Origin of the sequence: Streptomyces sp. NRRL S-244 (genome assembly GCF_000717915.1) — a bacterium.
GTDB lineage: Bacteria > Actinomycetota > Actinomycetes > Streptomycetales > Streptomycetaceae > Streptomyces.
This window is the reverse complement of the sequence record NZ_JOCX01000009.1, coordinates 59,510-78,235: the sequence shown is the minus strand read 5'-3', so window position 1 is coordinate 78,235 and position 18,726 is coordinate 59,510. Positions and strand designations below refer to the sequence as shown.

Sequence of the window (18,726 nt, the reverse complement as noted above, 5' to 3'; positions counted from 1 at the left end):
TCACCGGAACACCACCACCGCCGCCGCGTTCAGCCGCTCAGATGTCGCGGTACACGTCGCGGCGGTCGCCGACTTTGACGACGAGGATGACGAGCTCGCCGTCAAGGACTTGGTAGGCGATCCGGTAGCTGCCGACCCGCAGCCGGTAGAGGCCGGACGGGCCGCTGAGTTTCTTGACGTCGGCGTCCTCGCGGTACGGATCGTCACCGAGCGCGGTCAGCGCGGCCAGGATGCGCATCGCCGCAGGCCGGTCGATGGCGCGAAGCTGTCGTTGCGCCGCCGCGGTGAAGCGGAGCGCGTACTTCACGCCGTCCCTTCGCCGTGCTCGGTGAACAGGTCGGCCAAGAGCTCGGCCATCGTCACGGTCGGGCCGCCCTCGGCCAGAACGGCTTCGGCTTCGCGCGAGAGCAGTTCGTCGGCCGCTTCCTCCAGCGCGTTGAAATCGGCGATGGGTACGAGAGCGGCCACCGGGGCACCGTTGCGGGTGATGATGGTCGAGGCGCCCTGCTCGGCACGGTTGATGTGGTCCGCGAGGTGGGCGCGGGCTTCGCGCACGGTCACAGCGTTCTCACTCATGAGAGCAGTGTACGCGTGGCCGTGTACACGTGCCGGGGCTTCGCGCGAGGGCTCGTGGGGGCTTCGGGGACCTTCGGAGGGCTTTACGGGGGCCTTAGGTCCCCTCCTCCACAGAAAGTTCGTGAAGTTCTTCACAAGGAAAAGGGGCCTGATGGGCCGCGGGAAGGGTCCTTCGGGGCGCTCCGGGGGCCATCAGGCCTCTTTTGTCCGAGCGTTCGTGCGAAACGAGGGTGCGGTCCAGGCGCGTCGGTAGGTATCCACCAACCCGGTGGTCTACTCCGCTTACAGGCCTGGAGGCCAGTTCAGGACGGGTGAACAACGAATCCTGTTACACCCTGGTTCCCGTTTCGCGCCATGACCTCCGTCACGTGGGCCGCGCAGTGTAGCAGAGGCCCTCCGGCACCTTGTGAAGGGGCTCACGAGCGTCACCCCTTGGGGTGCTGGATACTCGTTCCATGAGCACCACGGAGCGTCCCAGGATCCTCGTTGTAGGAGGTGGGTACGTAGGCCTGTACGCGGCCAAGCGGATCATGAAGAAGATGCGCTATGGCGAGGCGACCGTCACGGTCGTCGACCCGCGGTCGTACATGACCTACCAGCCCTTCCTCCCCGAAGTGGCCGCAGGCAGCATCTCGCCTCGGCACGTCGTCGTCCCGCTGCGACGCGTGCTGCCCAAGGCAGAGGTTCTCACCGGCCGGGTCACCAGCATCGACCAGGACCGCAAGGTCGCCGTCGTCACGCCGCTGGTCGGCGAGGCGTACGAGCTGCCTTTCGACTACCTGGTGATCGCGCTCGGCGCCGTCTCCCGCACCTTCCCGATCCCCGGCCTCGCCGAACAGGGCATCGGTATGAAGGGCGTCGAAGAGGGCATCGGCCTGCGCAACCACGTCCTCGAGCAGCTCGACAAGGCCGAGTCCACGACGGACGAGAACGTCCGCCGCAAGGCCCTCACCTTCGTCTTCGTCGGCGGTGGCTTCGCCGGTGCCGAGACGATCGGCGAGGTCGAGGACATGGCCCGCGACGCCGCGAAGTACTACACCACCATCAAGCGCGAGGACATGCGCTTCATCCTGGTGGACGCGGCCGACAAGATCCTCCCCGAGGTCGGGCCCAAGCTCGGCACCTGGGGCAAGGAGCACCTCGAGTCCCGCGGCATCGAGATCTACCTCAACACCTCGATGGACTCCTGTGTGGACGGCCACGTGGTGCTGAAGAACGGCCTCGAGGTCGACTCCGACACCCTCGTGTGGACCGCCGGCGTCAAGCCCAACCCGGTGCTGGCCCGCTACGGCCTGCCGCTGGGCCCGCGCGGCCACGTCGACACCGCCCCGACCCTCCAGGTCCAGGGCACCGACTACATCTGGGCCGCGGGCGACAACGCCCAGGTCCCGGACGTCGCCGCCCGCAAGGCCGGCGTCGAGAACGCCTGGTGCCCGCCGAACGCCCAGCACGCGCTGCGCCAGGCCAAGGTCCTCGGCGACAACGTCATCTCGGGCATGCGGGGCTTCCCGCAGGCCGAGTACTCGCACTCCAACAAGGGTGCGGTGGCGGGCCTCGGCCTCCACAAGGGCGTCGCGATGATCGTCATGGGCAAGACGAAGATCAAGCTCAAGGGCCGGCTCGCCTGGTACATGCACCGTGGCTACCACGGCATGGCCATGCCGACCTGGAACCGCAAGATCCGCGTCTTCGCCGACTGGACCCTCGCCATGTTCCTCAAGCGCGAGGTCGTCTCCCTCGGTGCGCTGGAGACCCCGCGCGAGGAGTTCTACGAGGCCGCCAAGCCGGCGCCGGCTCCGGCCGCCACCGCCGCCCCGGCCGCCAAGGCCAAGGCCTCCTGACCCGGGCCTGACCGGCAACTCCTCCAGCACGTCCCCGAAGGGGCCGTCCGCCATCCGTGGTGCGGGCGGCCCCTTCGGCGTGCCCCCGTAGCCCTGTTCGGAGTGTCGTCCGATTGAGCGCCGCCCGAAGTGGGTAGGCCGTTCGGTCGGATCATTACCGGAGGTGCCTACGATGACCGAAGCCGCGCCGCGGCTGGCCGCTCTTGCCGAGACCCTGCTGGGCGCCCCCCTGCCCGTCCGGATTCGTGCCTGGGACGGCAGCGAGGCCGGGCCGCCCGCCGGACCCACCCTGGTGCTGGCCAACCGGCGCGCCCTGCGCCGCGTGCTGTGGCGGCCGGGTGAACTGGGCCTGGCCCGGGCCTGGGTGGCCGGGGACCTGACCGTGGAGGGCGACCTCTTCGAACTGCTGGACCGGGTGGCCGGGCTGCTCTGGGAGCGCGGGCCCGCCGCCGTCCCCGAGGCCCCGCCGGCGGTCCGCCGCTCCGGCCTCGGCAAGCTCGCCGCCCTGCGCTCCCAGCTGCCGCAGCTGCCGGAGCGGGCCGCGGGCGCCGCCGGGACCGCCGCGCTGCTGCGCGATCCGGACGCCCGGGCCGCCCTGCGCGACCTCGTCGCCCTGGCCCGGCCGTGGCCGGCGCCCGCGCCGCCGCCGGAGGAGGCCCCCCGCCGCGGCGGCCCGACGCACACCAAGAACCGGGACCGGCAGGCGATCAGTCACCACTACGACGTCGGCAACGAGTTCTACGAGCACGTCCTGGGTCCCTCGATGGTGTACTCCTGCGCCTACTGGAGCCCCGGCTCCACCCTGGAGGAGGCCCAGCGGGACAAACTCGACCTGGTCTGCCGGAAGCTGGGCCTCCAGCCCGGCCAGCGGCTCCTCGACGTCGGCTGCGGCTGGGGCTCCATGGCCCTGCACGCCGCCCGGGAGTACGGGGTCCGCGTCACCGGCATCACCCTCTCGCGCGAGCAGGCCGTGTACGCCCGCAAGCGGGCCGCGGAGGAGGGCCTGGCCGACCGGCTCGACATCCGGATCCAGGACTACCGGGACGTCAAGGACGGCCCGTACGACGCCATTTCGTCCATCGGCATGGCCGAGCACGTCGGCGCGGAGCGCTACCGCGAGTACGCCCGCACCCTGCACGCCCTGCTGGCGCCCGGCGGCCGGCTGCTGAACCACCAGATCGCGCGCCCGCCGGAGCCGGACGAAGAGGCGTACCGGGTCGACGAGTTCATCGACGCCTACGTCTTCCCCGACGGCGAACTCTCCCCGCTGGGCACGACGGTGGGCGAGCTGGAGCGGGCCGGGTTCGAGGTCCGCGACGTGGAGGCGCTGCGCGAGCACTACGCGCTGACCCTGCGGGCCTGGGTGGCGCGGCTGGAGGAGCGCTGGGAGGAGGCCGTACGGCTGACCTCGCCGGGGCGGGCCCGGGTCTGGCGGCTGTACATGGCGGCCTCGGCGCTGGGCTTCGAGCACGGCCGGCTCGGCGTCAACCAGGTCCTCGCCGTGAAGCCCGCGGCGGGCGGCCGCTCGGGGCTGCCGCTGCGGCTGCGCACCTGGGGCGCGTGACCCCGTACGGCAGCCCTCGTACGGGCGTCCCTCGTACGGCCGCGTACGACAGCGGGAAGGGCCCCGGGGCGTGTGCCCCGGGGCCCTTCCGTGTCCCTGCCGTGAACGGCGTGCCCTACTCGGTCTTGATGGCGGTCAGCATGTTCAGCCGGGCCGCGCTGCGGGCGGGCCACATGGCCGCCAGGACGCCGACCACGCCGGCCAGCAGGAGGAAGATGCCGATCCGGTCCCACGGAAGGACCAGGGTGTAGTTCGGGACCCCCTTGGCGATGGTGGTGCCCACCGCCCAGGCGAGGAAGACGCCGATGCCGACACCGAGCACCGCGCCGAAGAGCGAGATGACCACGGCTTCCAGGCGGATCATGTTCTTGACCCGGCTGCGGTCGAGACCGATCGCCCGCAGCATGCCGATCTCCTGGGTCCGCTCGAAGACGGACATCGCCAGGGTGTTGACCACGCCGAGCACCGAGATGATCAGGGCCATGCCGAGCAGCCCGTACATGATGTTCAGCATCGTGTTGATGATGCCGCCCATCTCGTTGCGCATGTCCTCCTGGGTGGCGACCTTGATCGCCGGGTTCTTGCCGAGGGCGTCGACGACCGTCTGCTGCGCGGCCTTGGAGGCGCCGTCGGTGGTGTTGACGTACACCTCGCGGATGTACTGCTCCTCGCTGTGCGAGGCGAGGATCTTGTTGTCGAGCACGTACGGGGAGAGCAGGCCCTCCAGGTCCTTGTAGACCGCGCCGACCTTGAGCGTGCCCTTCTGGCCGTCGTCGTACTGGACTTCCAGCGCGGAGCCGACGGAGAGGTTCTGCTTCTTCGCGACGGTCTCGGCGACGGCCACCTCGCCCTTGGCGAGGCTGTCCATCGAGCCGCCGACGGTGTCGATGTTGAGCATCTGGCCGATGGCGGAGGGGGTGACTCCGGAGGCGGAGCGGAACTCGCCGCCGATCCTCAGGTAGCCGTCGGCCTGGGGGGAGACCGCCTTGATGCCGGGGGCCTTGGCCAGGGTCTCGGCGACCGACTTGTCCAGGCTCATGCCCTCGGCGGCCATGGAGACCTTGTAGTCGGCCTTCAGCTTGTCCGTGCTCATCTTGTCGACGGCCGTGCCCATGGTGATGCCGAGCACCGACAGGGTGGTGACCAGGGTCAGGCCGATCGACAGGGAGGCGGCGGTGACGGCGGTGCGGCGCGGGTTGCGCACGGCGTTCTGCGCGGCCAGCTTGCCGGGGATGCCGAACACCTTCTGCAGCGCGGGGCGCACGGCCCCGATCACCGGCTTGGAGAGCAGCGGGAGCACCACGATCAGGCCGATGAGCATGAAGAACGCGCCGGCGCCGAGGATCATGCGGCCGTTCGAGCCGCCCTGGTTCACGCCGAGCAGGACCAGGCCGATGCCGCCGAGGCTGATGACCGAGCCGAGGACGTTCCGTACGACCAGGGACTTCGCGGTGGCCGGCAGGTGGGCGCTGCCCATGGCCGCGACCGGGGCGATCCGGCCGGTGCGCCAGGCCGGCAGCAGGGCGGCCAGGGTGGTGACGAGGACGCCGATGACCACGGCCGCGATGACGGTGCCCGGGGCGATCACGAGGTCGCCGGCCGGGAGCTTGGCGCCGAAGGCCTCGATCGCGGAGCGCATGGCGACCGCCAGGCCGGTGCCGGCGACCAGGCCGACGACGGCGGAGACGACGCCGACGACCAGCGCCTCGGTGAGGACCGAGCGCATGACCTGGCCGCGGTTGGCGCCGACGGCGCGCAGCAGGGCCAGCTCCTTGGTGCGCTGGGTGACCAGCATGGTGAAGGTGTTGTAGATCAGGAAGATGCCGACGAAGAGCGCGATGCCGGCGAACGCGAGCAGCATCTGGTTCATGTTGGCCATGCCCCGCTCGACGTCCTTCGCCTGCTCGGCGGCGAGGGCGGCGCCCGTCTGGGCCTTGGTGTGCTTGGTGTCGAGCAGCGGCTTGATGTCGGCGAGCAGCTGGTCGGCGGAGGTCCCGGCCTGGGCGGCGACGGACAGCTCCTGGTAGAAGCCGGGCTTGAGGTACAGCTCCTGGGCGACGGCGGTGTCGAAGAGGACCAGGCTGCCGCCCGCGCTGACCGCGCCGTCCTCGGTGGTGAAGACGCCGGAGAGGGCGTACTCCTTCACCGGGCCGTTGGTGGCGACGCGGACCTTGTCGCCGACCTTGTACTTGCCGGTGTCGGCGGTCGCCTTGTCGAGGGCGATCTGGTCGGCCTTGGCCGGGCCGGCGCCCTGGGTGAAGGTGTAGCGCGGGTCCTTGCCGTCCTTGACGGGGGCGAAGTTGGAGCCCTTGTTGGACCAGCCGGAGCCGATCAGCTCGCCCTTCTCGTCACCGACGCCGGCGAAGCCGGAGACGCGGCCGGAGACGGAGTCGACGCCCTTGAGGGCCTTGACCTTGTCGAGGGTCTGCTGGCTGAGGCCGACCTCGCCCTCCTTCTGGCCGTCATCGCCCCGGCCCTGGCCGTACGAGGTCACGGAGACGGCGACGCCGTCGTAGCTCTTGGCGGACTGGCTGGAGAGGGCCTTGCTGAGGGTGTCGGTGAAGACGAGGGTGCCGGAGACGAAGGCGACGCCGAGGACGACGGCGAGCACCGTCATCAGCAGCCTGGCCTTGTGCGCGAGCACGTTGCGCAGCGCGGTACGGAACATGGTGGAGGAGTCCAGGTGGTAAGGGGTCAGCGGGGACGGGGAGGGAACGTCCCTCAGCTGGTGCGGCCCTTGGCGTCGAAGGCCTTCATGCGGTCGAGCACCCCGTCGGCGGTGGGGCTCAGCACCTCGTCGACTATGCGGCCGTCGGCGAGGAAGATGACGCGGTCCGCGTAGGAGGCGGCGACCGGGTCGTGGGTGACCATGACGACGGTCTGGCCGAGCTCGCGGACGGAGTTGCGCAGGAAGCCGAGGACCTCGGCGCCGGAGCGCGAGTCCAGGTTTCCGGTGGGCTCGTCACCGAAGATGATCTCGGGGCGGGAGGCCAGGGCGCGGGCCACGGCCACGCGCTGCTGCTGGCCGCCGGAGAGCTGGGTGGGGCGGTGGCCGAGGCGGCCGGAGAGGCCGACCATCTCGATGACGGTGTCCAGCCACTGCTTGTCGGGCTTGCGGCCCGCGATGTCCATCGGCAGGGTGATGTTCTCCAGCGCCGTCAGCGTCGGCAGCAGGTTGAACGCCTGGAAGATGAAGCCGATCTTGTCCCGGCGCAGCTGGGTCAGCTGCTTGTCCTTGAGGGTGCCGAGCTCGGTCTCGCCGATGCGGACGGAGCCGGCGGAGAAGGTGTCCAGACCGGCGACGCAGTGCATCAGGGTGGACTTGCCGGAGCCCGAGGGGCCCATGATCGCGGTGAACTGGCCCTGGCCGAAGTCCACGGAGACGTTGTCCAGGGCGACCACCTGGGTCTCGCCCTGGCCGTACACCTTGGAGAGGCCGGTGGCCCGGGCGGCCACGGCCTGGGTGGTGTGCGGGGCGTAGTTCATGGTGGTCACGGAAGCGACTCCTCGGGCTGCGGACCGGGGTGCGGTCTGCGGATCGGCGGGACGCTCCCATCGTCGCCGTGCGCACCCCCGCGGGGGATCAGCCGAGGTGCCCGTTCCCTGGCCCACTGGAGTCTGATCACGGGGCGGGCCGCCTCCTCCTCTGGTATGACGGCCGCCCCTGGCCGGTGTCCGGGGACGGCTTCCGGAGGCCGGGGTGGCCCGGGGTGGCGGGGAGGGTGGCGGAGGGGGTGGCCCGGGGTGGCGGAGGCCATCGAAATCCCGTCAATCCCGCATCACGGGTGATCGCCGCCCGTAACGGGCCCACCGCGTGTTCTGGGCCCTGACGACCCCTCAAGCGCCAATAAAATCAGACAACATCGGATAGACGGCCCACTGCTGACCAGGGTGATCCGGATAGGCTCGGCACAGCGTTCAGTGCTTTTTGTACGGGAGCCGCTACGCCCTGCCCGGATGGTGGAATGCAGACACGGCGAGCTTAAACCTCGCTGGCCTAGGCCGTGCCGGTTCAAGTCCGGCTCCGGGCACGACACGCTCTGTCCACACCGCACGACACACGACCGGCGGGGGCGCCCACGAGGCGCCCCCGCCGTCCTGTTTTCCCGCCCCTTCGCGACTAGGTGAAGTGGAGCCGTTCCGCCTTCTGGTCTCCGCCGGCGTCGAGCGTCACGTCGAGGTCGCCCGTGGGCGCCACCCACCGGCCGAGGTTGCGGTCTGCGGCCGTGCCGGAAATGGCCGCCGCGAGTGCGCGCACGCAGGAAATCGGCACGACTGACCCTTCGCTTCGTGATCTCCACATGTGGGATGGGCGTCGCAGGCCGGTAACGAACACCCGCTCGAACGAAGGGGATTGAGCCGGAGCCGGGGAGGTGGGAGCCCCCCGTCGGGGCAAGTGCCGAGATCGCCGGAAATCGGTTGCGCGACCCGCGTGACCTGCGCGAATGTCGTACGGCCCGTGGGTTGGCGAATACGCGGAGGCGGTTTCTCCGCGATGAATCCGGCCGAATGTCGGCAGTTCTGCGAAAAGATCCATTGCGGGCGCGCGCGAAGGCGGCACATGTCCGGCCGCGGTCTCCGCCGCCGCCACCCATAGGCTGGCCTGGAGGGACATCCCGGCGCCCACGGATGCCGGGCAAAGATCCTCCCTGAGCAGTAGAGTCAGATTTTTGCTAACGCATTACTCTTGTTGCAAGGCCGCGCACGGTGGCCATGGAGGAGTGAGATGAGGAGCAGCAACCCGGTCTTCTCGCGACGGGGGTTCAGCCGCGACAGCGGGGGCTACGCGGGCTTTGACGCGCAGCACCAGCAGGCCGGGACCAACCCGTACGCGACGAATCCTTACGCCACGGACACGACCACCGGCATGCCGCAGGCGCCCGCGCGCGCCGACGTGATGACCATGGACGACGTCGTGAGCCGTACGGCCATGACGCTCGGCACGGTCATCCTCACGGCGACGATCGCGTGGATCGCCATGCCGGTCGACCCGGCGAACGTCAACAAGTCGTACGGCATCGCCGTCGGCGCCGCGCTCGTCGCGATGGTCCTCGGGCTCGTCCAGTCCTTCAAGCGCAAGGCCTCCCCGCCGATCATCCTCGCCTACGCGGCCTTCGAGGGCTTCTTCCTCGGCGTCCTCAGCGCGGCCACCAGCACCTACTTCGGTGCCGGCGTGGTCATCCAGGCCGTGCTCGGCACGATGTGCGTCTTCGCCTCCGTGCTGTTCGCGTACAAGATGCGCTGGATCCGCGTCACCCGCCGCTTCTACGGCTTCGTGATGGCGGCCGCCATGGGCTTCATGCTGCTCATGGTCGCGAACCTGCTGTTCTCGGTCTTCGCGGGCGGTGACGGCCTCGGCTTCCGCAGCGGCGGCCTCGGCATCCTGTTCGGCATCATCGGCGTCGTCCTCGGCGCGTGCTTCCTCGCCCTGGACTTCAAGCAGGTCGAGGACGGCATCACCTACGGCGCCCCGCGCGACGAGGCCTGGCTGGCGGCCTTCGGCCTCACGCTGACCCTGGTGTGGATCTACCTGGAGTTGCTGCGCCTGTTCCAGATCCTCTCCGGCGACGACTAGTCGTACCGGCCGTCGTACCGGCGCACATGGCAAGGGGAAGGCCCCGCGAGCTCACCGCTCGCGGGGCCTTCCCGCGTCTCGGAGGGGGTACGGGGTCGGGGACGAAAGGTCGGGGGATCGAGGGATCGAGGGGTCGGATCGGATCGGGGGAGGGATCAGCCGAATTTGCGGGCCGCCCTGCGCAGGTCGTACTCGTGGATGATCGCCTTGGCCTGGCCGTACGAGAGTTCGTGCGCGCCGCGCAGCCAGCTGACCTTCTCCTCGAACCGGACGAGGGAGGGGCCGTCGTCCACGGTGCGGAGCCAGTCGGACACTTCACGACCGGTGGTCTGGGGGATTCTGTCGATCATGTTGCGGTGGGTCTGCTCGGAGAACTCTACGGACATGGGCGCCTCCGGAGGTATCGCCGTGCTGTGCTGTTCTCTTCACGCCACCGTGCCGGAGAGTTCGCCCGTTGGCAATGGCGCCGCAGCGGCGCGTAAGGTCGGCCGGGTGCTTGATACTTCGCCCCTGACCGCCGCCGTGGAACGTTTCGCCGACCGGCTGCGGGCCATGCCGCAGAGCCGTCTCCAGCAGGGGGCCGCCGCCGTGGCGCTGGAGCTGGCCCGGGAGCTCTCCGTACGGGCCCAGGCGCTGGAGGCGCCGCGGCAGGGTGCGGGGGCGGCTCCGGCGCGGGAGATTCCCGACGCGGGGGTGTTCGTGGTCGGGGACCAGGTGGCGGTGGCCGGGCTGGACCTCGCGGAGGCGCTGCGCGCCGCCGCTGCCGAGGGGCCGTCGGGGCTCCCGGAAACCGCGAAGGCCCCGTCCGGGATGCTGGACGAGGCCGTACGGCTGGTGGAGCAGGCGGAAGCCGGAGCGACGCGGTGAATCAGGGCGGCGCGTTGATCAGAGAGACGCGATGACGCGGTCCGCGAGGATGTAGACGTTGTTGTCCGGGTCCTGGGCGTCGCCGCAGGAGAAGGTCAGCGCGTAGGCGCCCGAGATGCCGGAGCCGCCCAGCAGGACCGGCGCGGTGCCCGAGCGCAGTGCCTCGGCGAGGCGCTCCGCCGTCTCCCGGTGGCCCGGGGTCATGCACAGCGTGGTGCCGTCGGTGAAGACGTACACGTCGAGCGTGCCCAGCGGGCCCGGGCGGACGTCCGCGAGGGCCGTACGGGCCTCCGCGAGCTCCTCCAGGCGCGAGACGGTGCGCTCGTGGTCGGCGCCGGGGGCCTGGGCCTGGACCGGTACGAAGTCGGGGTGCGAGGGGTGGCGCCGGCGCGCGGCGGCCAGCTCGGCCGAATCCTCGGGGTAGTCGTCGGCGGCTTCGTCGCCGAGCACCGGCTCCAGACCCACCAGGTCGGCCTGACGGGGCAGGAAGACGGCCGGGCCGTCCTCGCCGAGGCCGGGCAGGCCGCCGAGCAGAGAAGGCGCGTCGGCGGCGTCACGGGCCTCCTGCGCGGCCCAGAAGGCCCGCGCCTCGGCGAGCTCGCGCTCGCGCTCCTCGGCCAGGGCCTCGGCCACGGCGGCTCGTATCTCGGCGGCGGGGGAATGCACGGCACTGCGGGCGTGCGGGACGGTCGTACCGCGGGTGTGGGCGGGCGTCGCCAGCTCACCGCGGAGGGCCGTCACCTGCTTGCGCAGGCCGTGTACGGCGTGCAGCGCAGCAGCGCCCACGGTCGCGGCGGCGGCCGTGGTCAGCAGCAGGGCAAGAGACATGGCGCTCACTGACTAACTCCTGATTGATTCGATCCCCCGACTTCCTACATCAGAGTGTCCTGACCTGGGAATGGCGTGCAGTGCATTACGTCACGAATTGGACAGGGCTTTGGTCACATACGGGCCCTGCAAATGTGCCCTGACCTGCGGAAATGCCAAACCCCCAGGACAAAGGTCACATCCTGGGGGAGATTCGGTCACAGGTCGGCCGCGACGGGATTAGATTCGGCGTCAGTACGCCGCAAGGGATCAAGCGGATCCCTTGCGGCGTCTGGACGGGATCCCTAGCTCAGCCGCTCGATGACCATGGCCATGCCCTGGCCGCCGCCCACGCACATGGTCTCGAGGCCGAACTGCTTGTCGTGGAACTGGAGGCTGTTGATCAGCGTGCCGGTGATGCGGGCGCCGGTCATCCCGAACGGGTGACCGACGGCGATGCCGCCACCGTTGACGTTCAGCTTCTCCAGCGGGATCTCCAGGTCCCGGTACGACGGGATGACCTGGGCCGCGAAGGCCTCGTTGATCTCGAACAGGTCGATGTCGCCGACGGTCAGGCCCGCGCGCTTCAGGGCCTGCTTCGACGCCTCGACCGGGCCGAGGCCCATGATCTCGGGGGAGAGGCCGGTGACACCGGTGGAGACGATCCGGGCCAGCGGGGTCAGGCCCAGCTCCCGCGCCTTGGTGTCGCTCATGATGACCAGCGCGGCGGCGCCGTCGTTGAGCGGGCAGCAGTTGGCGGCCGTGACCAGGCCGTCGGGGCGGAAGACGGGCTTGAGGCCCTGGACGCCCTCCAGGGTGACGCCGGCGCGCGGGCCGTCGTCCGTGGAGACGACCGTGCCGTCCGGGGTGGTGACCGGGGTGATCTCCCGCTCCCAGAAGCCGTTCTTGATGGCGGCCTCGGCGAGGTTCTGCGAGCGGACGCCGAACTCGTCCATGTCCTGACGGGTCACGCCCTTGATCCGGGCCAGGTTCTCGGCGGTCTGCCCCATCGCGATGTAGGCGTCGGGGACGAGGCCGTCCTCGCGCGGGTCGTGCCAGGAGGAGCCCTCGCTCTGCGCGACGGCGGCCGTACGGGCCTCCGCGTCGGCGAAGAGCGGGTTGTGGGTGTCGGGCCAGGAGTCGGAGTTGCCCTTGGCGAACCGCGAGACCATCTCGACGCCGGCCGAGATGAAGACGTCGCCCTCGCCCGCCTTGATGGCGTGCAGCGCCATGCGGGAGGTCTGGAGGGAGGAGGAGCAGTAGCGGGTGATCGTGGTGCCGGGCAGGAAGTCCATGCCCATCTGCACGGCGACGATCCGGCCGAGGTTGTTGCCCTGCTCGCCGCCCGGGAGGCCGCAGCCCAGCATCAGGTCGTCGATCTGGCGCGGGTCCAGCTCGGGAACCTTGGCGAGGGCGGCCTGGATGATCGTGGCGGTCAGGTCGTCCGGGCGCACGTCCTTGAGGGACCCCTTGAAGGCGCGCCCGATGGGGGAGCGGGCGGTGGAAACGATGACTGCTTCGGGCATCGGGGCTCCAAGGGGGGTGAGTTGCGGCTCGTTGCTGGACCGCAAGCGAAGTTACCGGCCCGTACGGTCGAGGTCACCGACTTGGGCATGTGATGCCGGTCGCTCCGCGGGTGGAACGCGTGGGGCCGTGCATCTGTTCCGGGCCCCTGGCCCGGCCCCGCCGCCCCGCGGCAGGCCCCGGGCCCCGGGCCCCGGGCCCCGGGCCCTGGGACCCCGGCCGCCGGGCTCTGCCCGGACCCGCGCCTCAAGCGCCGGCGGGGGTCCGGTGTCAGCTGGGGGACGGGGAGTCGGCCCGGGGCGGCAGGGCCGTGTCCGCCGGCCGGGGGGTCGAGGGGGCCGCGAGGTCCTCCGCCGGGACCCGCCTGCGGCGGCGGTGCTTCAGCAGGGCCCACGGGCCGCGGGCCTGGGTGACCTCGGTGCCCGCCTGCCCGGCGGCGGCCGACGCGGCCTTCGCCACCGGCAGCATGTCCTCGTTCCGCGCCACCTCCAGCCGGTCCGACTCCGGCCACAGGGACAGGGTCGCGCACAGGGTGGGCAGCACGGCCATGGCCGCCGTCGCGTAGCCCTCCGCCGACGGGTGGTACGAGTCCGGGCCGAACATCTCGCGCGGGTTCGCCGCGAATTCCGGGCCCAGCAGGTCCCCCATGGAGACCGTACGGGCTCCCAGGGCGAGGACCCCTATGGTCTGGGCGGCGGCCAGCTGGCGCGAGACGCGCCGGGCCAGCCAGCGCAGCGGCTGGTACACCGGCTCGATGGTGCCCAGGTCGGGGCAGGTGCCGACCACCACTTCGGAGCCCGCGAGCCGCAGCCGGCGTACGGCCGAGGTCAGGTGGCGCACCGACTGCGTCGGCGGCATGCGCCGCGTGACGTCGTTCGCGCCGATCATGATCACGCACACGTCCGGCGGCGGCAGCTCCCCGTCCAGGAGCAGCCCCGCCTGGCGGTCGAGGTCGTCGGACATGGCCCCGGAGAGGGCCACGTTGCGCAGCTCCACCGGCCGCTCGGCCACCGCCGCCAGCCCCGAGGCCAGCAGCGCGGCCGGGGTCTGTCTGGCCCGGCGCACGCCGAGCCCGGCGGCCGTGGAGTCGCCCAGCATGCCGAGCCGCAGCGGCGCCTGGCCCGGCTGCGGACCGGCGGCGGCCGGCGCCGCGAACTCGCTCCCGTACAGCCCGTCCGCCCGCGGCGGATCGCCGAGCCCGGTGCCCACCGTCCGCTTCGCGAACTGGACCTCCGCCAGCACCAGCCCCACGGCGGCGGCTCCGACCAGCCCGAGCCCGCCTCCGCCGTACGCCGCGCCCGCCGCGATCCGGCGGGCCGTCCTCGCTCTGGACACCCCTCGAGCCACCTCCCTTTCCCGTCCGGTCCCGATGACCTTCCTGCCCCGTAGTGCCGGTCGGCCAATCCCTTTCCGCTTAGTCTGGCGGGACCTCCCGGAGAACCCGTGGAGTCCCCTCCCTGGAGAACATGGTGCAATTCCACGACTCGATGATCAGCCTCGTCGGCAACACCCCGCTGGTGAAGCTCAACCGTGTGACCGAAGGCCTGCAGGCCACCGTCCTTGCCAAGGTCGAGTACTTCAATCCCGGTGGATCCGTGAAGGACCGGATCGCCGTCCGGATGATCGAGGCCGCCGAGCAGAGCGGTGCCCTCAAGCCCGGCGGCACCATCGTGGAGCCCACCAGCGGCAACACCGGTGTAGGACTCGCCATCGTGGCCCAGCAGAAGGGCTACAAGTGCATCTTCGTCTGCCCTGACAAGGTGTCCATGGACAAGATCAACGTGATGCGCGCGTACGGCGCGGAGGTCGTGGTCTGCCCGACCGCCGTCGACCCCGAGCACCCGGACTCGTACTACAACGTGTCCGACCGCCTCGCGCGCGAGCCCGGCGCCTGGAAGCCCGACCAGTACAGCAACCCGAACAACCCCCGTTCGCACTACGAGACCACCGGTCCCGAGCTGTGGGACCAGACGGACGGGAAGATCACCCACTTCGTCGCCGGTGTCGGCACGGGCGGCACGATTTCCGGTACCGGCAACTACCTCAAGGAGGTCAGCGGCGGGAAGGTCAAGGTCATCGGCGCCGACCCCGAGGGCTCGGTCTACTCCGGCGGCTCGGGCCGTCCGTACCTGGTCGAGGGCGTCGGCGAGGACTTCTGGCCGACCGCGTACGACCCGAACGTGACGGACGAGATCATCGCGGTGTCCGACAAGGACTCCTTCCAGATGACCCGCCGCCTCGCCAAGGAGGAGGGCCTGCTCGTCGGCGGCTCCTGCGGCATGGCGGTCGTCGCGGCGCTGAAGGCCGCCGAGGGGCTCGGCCCGGACGACGTGGTCGTCGTCCTGCTGCCGGACAGCGGCCGCGGCTACCTCAGCAAGATCTTCAGCGACGAGTGGATGGCCGGTCACGGCTTCCTGGAGGAGGCCGGCCCGGCGGCGCGCATCGGCGACGTGCTCGCGGACAAGGAGGGCGCCATGCCGTCCCTGGTCCACATGCACCCCGAGGAGACCGTGGGCGAGGCCATCGAGGTGCTGCGCGAGTACGGCGTCTCCCAGATGCCGATCGTCAAGCCCGGCGCCGGCCACCCGGACGTGATGGCCGCCGAGGTCATCGGCTCGGTCGTGGAGAAGGAGCTGCTGGCGGCGCTGTTCGCGAAGCAGGCCTCGCTGTCGGACCCGCTGGAGAAGCACATGAGCCGGCCGCTGCCGCAGGTCGGTTCGGGCGAGCCGGTGTCGGAGCTGATGGCCGTACTGGGCGAGGCGGACGCGGCGATCGTGCTGGTCGAGGGCAAGCCGACCGGTGTGGTGAGCCGTCAGGACCTGCTGGCGTTCCTCGCGAAGGGCGCGAAGTAGCCGCCGAGGCAGCCGAAGTGGCCGAAGTACCGGAAGGAATGGCCGAAGTGCCTGTCGCACAAAAGGTACGGGCCCGTCATGTGACGGCAGCACCGGCTTAACACGCCTCCGGCACAGTGGTGGTTGTCGGCAGGGAACGGAAACGTCCCGGCCGGCACCACCGAACGGCGTTGGCGTACTTCCGGAGCGGCTCCCGGACCGCGCGAACGCCACGGACGCGGACGGCCCTGACCCGGCCCGTGTCCTTCGCGGGGACCGCCGTCGTCCCGCCCCTCGCACTTCGCGAGGGTGCGGCGGTCCCCGCGCACACTTCTTGCGGCGCCAGGCGCCTTGAGGCGCTACTCGGCCCGGTCGCGGGGACGCAGGTGCTTCGTCGCGTGGACGAAGTTCACGCCGAGCACGCCCGCCCAGGCGACCAGCAGCCCGCTGAACCCCGCCTGCGTGGCGCCGATGGCCGACAGCGGGATCGCCAGGACGAGCGTGATGATGGCGAAGCCGAAGCGTTCGCCGAAGCCGCCCTCGATCGGGGACGGCCCGGTGGCCCGGCCGCCGCCCCGGGCGGCGGCGAGGCGCTCCTCGGCCAGCCGGCGCCGGACCTGCGTGTCGACCTTCTCCACGAAGGAGTCCACGAGCGCGGCCTCGTACTCCGGCCCCAGCTCGCGCCGGGCGTCCAACGTCGCGTCGAGTTCCTTCTTCAGCTCCTGGGACTCCATGCGCCCAGCGTAGGAACGTCCCGCGGCCGCCGGCACTGGGGTTAGCCCCCGTATCCGCGTCGCCGTACGGCCCCGGGGCGTCTCGCGGAGCGGTCCGCGGCTTGCCGTGCTGCATAACCGCATGCAGAGTGCTCGGTGACTGAATAACCACGGGGACGGAGGGGTCGGGATGAGTGACAGCCCGGCGGCGCGGCTGCAGAAGCTGTTCGAGGGGCACCGGCTGACGCCCACCCAGCGCCGGATCGCCCACTGCATGGTGCGCGGCGCCGCGGACGTGCCGTTCCTGTCGAGCGTGGAGCTCGCCGACCTGGCCGGGGTGAGCCAGCCCTCGGTGACCCGGTTCGCGGTGGCGCTCGGCTTCGACGGCTATCCGGCGCTGCGCCGGCACCTGCGCGAGGTGGCGCCCGCCGAGCGCGCCGCCGCGGCCGCGCAGGAGGACGCGTACAACGAGTACCAGCAGGCCGTCCAGGGCGAGATCGAGAACCTTCGCCAGCTGTCGGCCATGCTCGCCGACCCGTCGCCGGTCGAGGAGGCGGGACGGGTGCTGGCCGCCTCCAGCCCGCTGCCCGTACTGGGGCTGCGGGCGGCGTCCTCGCAGGCGCGCGGGTTCGCGTACTTCGCCGCCAAGGTGCATCCGGACGTACGGCTCCTCGACGAGGGCGGCTCGATGCTCGCCGACCGGATCGACGCGGCCGCGGGGGCGGGGGCTTCGGCGCTGCTGTGCTTCGCGCTGCCGCGGTACCCGCGGGAGGTGGCGGAGGCGCTGGACCACGCGCGGGGGGCGGGGCTGAAGGTGGTGACGGTCGCCGACTCGGCCTTCGCGCCCGTGGCCCGCTCCTCGGACCTGCTGATCCCGGCGCCGGTCGGCACGGGCCTGGCCTTCGACACGGCGTGCGCGCCGATGCTGCTGGGCCGGGTCCTCCTGGAGGCAATGGCGGACGCCCTCCCCGACGCCCAGGCCCGCCTGGAAGCCTTCGACGCCCGGGCGGCGGCCCGCGGCCTGTTCGTGGAGTGACCCCCGGCCCCCGGCCCCTACAGCAGGGCGTCGCGCAGGGGGCCGCCGGATTCGGAAACGATCTCCGCGAGGGACTGGGCGGGGCGGACCTCCGCGAAGCGGACCCGGCCCTCGGGGGTGACCGTGAAGCCGTGCACCGCCGGGCGCGGGAGGCTGTTGTAGCCGTAGTGGGCGGTGAAGAAGTACGCGCCGGTGTCCGGGACGCCGATCAGGTCGCCCGGGGCCAGCGGCGGCAGCTCCCGGGCCGTAGCCAGGAGGTCCCCCGCGAAGCAGGCCGGCCCGGCCACGTCCTGGGCGACCGGGTCGCCGTCCTTCGGGGCGCCCTTCGCGTCGTACGGCAGGATCCGCAGCGGCCACTGGGCCGGGGCGTACACCGTGCGGGTCGCCAGCTGCACCCCCGCGTGGGTGAGCGCGATCGGCCGGGCCCCCGTGCTCTTGGTGTACTCGACCCGCGCCAGCACCAGCCCGTGCTTGGCCAGCAGCGACCGGCCGAACTCCGTCACCAGCCCGTACCCGCCGTCGAAGAGCGCGGGCACCGCCTCGCGCAGCGCGCCGACGTACTGCGCGTACGTCGGACTCGGCTCGTCCGAGGCGAAGTTCACCGGCAGGCCCCCGCCGATGTCGAGGGTGTCGACCTGGCGGCGCCCGGCCGCCGCGTTGATCTCCTCGGCCAGGGCGTGGAGGTCGCGGACCCCCTCCGCGATCAGGGCGAGGGGGACGCCCTGGGAGCCCGAGTGGACGTGCAGCCGGGTCAGCCACGGGCGGTCGAGGTAGGCCCGCACCAGCCGGGCACGGGCTCCCGGGTCGCGCAGGGCGATGCCGAACTTCGAGGTCGCGGTGGCCGTGGACAGGGCGCCGATGGCGCCGGCCCCGGTCTGGGGGTTGATCCGTACGCCGATCGGGGACCGGGCCGGGCCCGCGCCGACCAGTGCGTCGAGCCGTTCCAGTTCCTGGAGGTTGTCGGCGTTGACGGCGACGCCCAGCGCCAGGGCCTCGCGCAGCTCGGCCGCCGTCTTGGCGGGGGAGTCCAGGACCGTGCGCTCCGGCTCCACCCCCGCCGCCCGGGCCAGCGCCAGCTCGCCCGGGCCGGCCACCTCGCAGCCGATCCCGGCGTCCGCCAGCAGCCGCAGCACCGGCACCAGCGGGCAGGCCTTCACGGCGAAGGCGTGCAGGACGGGGGTACCGGGTGGCAGCGCGGCCGCGAAGGCGTCGGTCAGGGCGGCGGCGGAGGCCCGGATCCCGGCCGTGTCCAGCAGGCAGACCAGCGGCGGCGCGTCGTCGGCCCCGCCCACCAGGCCCTGCTCCACCGCGGCCCGTACGGCCAGGTCCCGGCGCGCGACGGCGCCCTGCGCGTGCGTCTCGGCAGACATGTCCGCCAGCCAATCATCCGGC

At 71.6% G+C, this 18,726-nt stretch carries 17 protein-coding genes and 1 tRNA gene; 7 read left to right on the top strand and 11 right to left on the bottom strand.

The annotated features are described in order from the left end of the window. Positions 1 to 37: 37 nt before the first annotated feature. Together IF02_RS0113140 and IF02_RS0113135 are read right to left on the bottom strand one after the other, a co-directional pair. Positions 38 to 307, bottom strand: a complete 270-nt coding sequence (locus IF02_RS0113140; RefSeq protein ID WP_030156494.1) for a type II toxin-antitoxin system RelE family toxin — start codon at positions 305 to 307, stop codon at positions 38 to 40. Next, positions 304 to 576 (bottom strand): type II toxin-antitoxin system Phd/YefM family antitoxin, encoded by a 273-nt coding sequence (locus IF02_RS0113135; protein ID WP_030156492.1) that lies wholly within the window; start codon positions 574 to 576, stop codon positions 304 to 306. The genes IF02_RS0113140 and IF02_RS0113135 overlap by 4 nt, the downstream gene beginning before the upstream one ends. Before the next feature lie 455 nt (positions 577 to 1,031). Between IF02_RS0113135 and IF02_RS0113130 the strand changes: the two genes are divergently transcribed. Further along, a complete protein-coding gene (locus tag IF02_RS0113130; protein ID WP_030156490.1) occupies positions 1,032 to 2,417 on the top strand; it encodes an NAD(P)/FAD-dependent oxidoreductase in 1,386 nt (461 codons plus the stop codon). 172 nt (positions 2,418 to 2,589) lie between these two features. After that, positions 2,590 to 3,981, top strand: a complete 1,392-nt coding sequence (locus IF02_RS0113125; protein ID WP_030156488.1) for an SAM-dependent methyltransferase — start codon at positions 2,590 to 2,592, stop codon at positions 3,979 to 3,981. A 115-nt stretch (positions 3,982 to 4,096) separates the two neighbouring features. Here the strand turns inward: IF02_RS0113125 and IF02_RS0113120 are convergent, their stop codons facing one another. Further along, complete coding sequence (locus IF02_RS0113120; protein WP_030156487.1) at positions 4,097 to 6,649, bottom strand: ABC transporter permease; 2,553 nt, start codon at positions 6,647 to 6,649, stop codon at positions 4,097 to 4,099. 53 nt (positions 6,650 to 6,702) lie between these two features. Continuing rightward, positions 6,703 to 7,467 carry an ABC transporter ATP-binding protein gene (locus IF02_RS0113115; protein ID WP_106977278.1) on the bottom strand — a complete coding sequence of 255 codons (765 nt, stop codon included), beginning with the start codon at positions 7,465 to 7,467 and terminating at the stop codon, positions 6,703 to 6,705. A 465-nt stretch (positions 7,468 to 7,932) separates the two neighbouring features. Between IF02_RS0113115 and IF02_RS0113110 the strand changes: the two genes are divergently transcribed. Beyond that, positions 7,933 to 8,012 (top strand) — tRNA-Leu (locus IF02_RS0113110). A gap of 89 nt (positions 8,013 to 8,101) precedes the next feature. Here the strand turns inward: IF02_RS0113110 and IF02_RS34785 are convergent. After that, positions 8,102 to 8,254, bottom strand: a complete 153-nt coding sequence (locus tag IF02_RS34785; protein ID WP_158708490.1) for a hypothetical protein — start codon at positions 8,252 to 8,254, stop codon at positions 8,102 to 8,104. Positions 8,255 to 8,707: 453 nt separating this feature from the next. On the opposite strand from IF02_RS34785, the gene IF02_RS0113100 reads away from it, so the two are divergent. Then, positions 8,708 to 9,556 (top strand): Bax inhibitor-1/YccA family membrane protein, encoded by an 849-nt coding sequence (locus tag IF02_RS0113100; RefSeq protein ID WP_030156483.1) that lies wholly within the window; start codon positions 8,708 to 8,710, stop codon positions 9,554 to 9,556. Between the two features lie 155 nt (positions 9,557 to 9,711). On the opposite strand, the gene IF02_RS0113095 is transcribed toward IF02_RS0113100, so the two are convergent. After that, positions 9,712 to 9,942 (bottom strand): DUF4287 domain-containing protein, encoded by a 231-nt coding sequence (locus tag IF02_RS0113095; protein WP_030156482.1) that lies wholly within the window; start codon positions 9,940 to 9,942, stop codon positions 9,712 to 9,714. A 106-nt stretch (positions 9,943 to 10,048) separates the two neighbouring features. Here IF02_RS0113095 and IF02_RS0113090 point away from each other — a divergent pair, with 106 nt between their 5' ends. After that, the gene (locus IF02_RS0113090; RefSeq protein ID WP_030156480.1) at positions 10,049 to 10,423 is read left to right on the top strand and encodes a hypothetical protein; all 375 of its coding nucleotides are present in this window, start codon (positions 10,049 to 10,051) and stop codon (positions 10,421 to 10,423) included. Positions 10,424 to 10,441: 18 nt separating this feature from the next. On the opposite strand, the gene IF02_RS0113085 is transcribed toward IF02_RS0113090, so the two are convergent. From IF02_RS0113085 to IF02_RS0113075, 3 genes are all read right to left on the bottom strand, one after another. Beyond that, positions 10,442 to 11,251 carry a hypothetical protein gene (locus IF02_RS0113085; protein WP_030156479.1) on the bottom strand — a complete coding sequence of 270 codons (810 nt, stop codon included), beginning with the start codon at positions 11,249 to 11,251 and terminating at the stop codon, positions 10,442 to 10,444. 284 nt (positions 11,252 to 11,535) lie between these two features. Further along, positions 11,536 to 12,756, bottom strand: coding sequence for an acetyl-CoA C-acetyltransferase (locus IF02_RS0113080; protein ID WP_030156477.1), 1,221 nt, complete (start codon positions 12,754 to 12,756; stop codon positions 11,536 to 11,538). A 268-nt stretch (positions 12,757 to 13,024) separates the two neighbouring features. Continuing rightward, positions 13,025 to 14,101, bottom strand: coding sequence for an SGNH/GDSL hydrolase family protein (locus IF02_RS0113075; protein WP_051696185.1), 1,077 nt, complete (start codon positions 14,099 to 14,101; stop codon positions 13,025 to 13,027). A 122-nt stretch (positions 14,102 to 14,223) separates the two neighbouring features. Here IF02_RS0113075 and IF02_RS0113070 point away from each other — a divergent pair, with 122 nt between their 5' ends. Further along, positions 14,224 to 15,606 (top strand): cystathionine beta-synthase, encoded by a 1,383-nt coding sequence (locus tag IF02_RS0113070; RefSeq protein WP_030156474.1) that lies wholly within the window; start codon positions 14,224 to 14,226, stop codon positions 15,604 to 15,606. A 338-nt stretch (positions 15,607 to 15,944) separates the two neighbouring features. Here the strand turns inward: IF02_RS0113070 and IF02_RS0113065 are convergent, their stop codons facing one another. Further along, complete coding sequence (locus IF02_RS0113065) at positions 15,945 to 16,319, bottom strand: hypothetical protein (RefSeq protein ID WP_030156472.1); 375 nt, start codon at positions 16,317 to 16,319, stop codon at positions 15,945 to 15,947. Positions 16,320 to 16,488: 169 nt separating this feature from the next. On the opposite strand from IF02_RS0113065, the gene IF02_RS0113060 reads away from it, so the two are divergent. After that, positions 16,489 to 17,334, top strand: coding sequence for a MurR/RpiR family transcriptional regulator (locus IF02_RS0113060; RefSeq protein ID WP_030156470.1), 846 nt, complete (start codon positions 16,489 to 16,491; stop codon positions 17,332 to 17,334). Positions 17,335 to 17,351: 17 nt separating this feature from the next. On the opposite strand, the gene IF02_RS0113055 is transcribed toward IF02_RS0113060, so the two are convergent. Further along, on the bottom strand, positions 17,352 to 18,704 hold the full coding sequence (locus IF02_RS0113055) for a diaminopimelate decarboxylase (RefSeq protein WP_030156469.1): 1,353 nt from the start codon (positions 18,702 to 18,704) through the stop codon (positions 17,352 to 17,354). Positions 18,705 to 18,726: the final 22 nt, after the last annotated feature.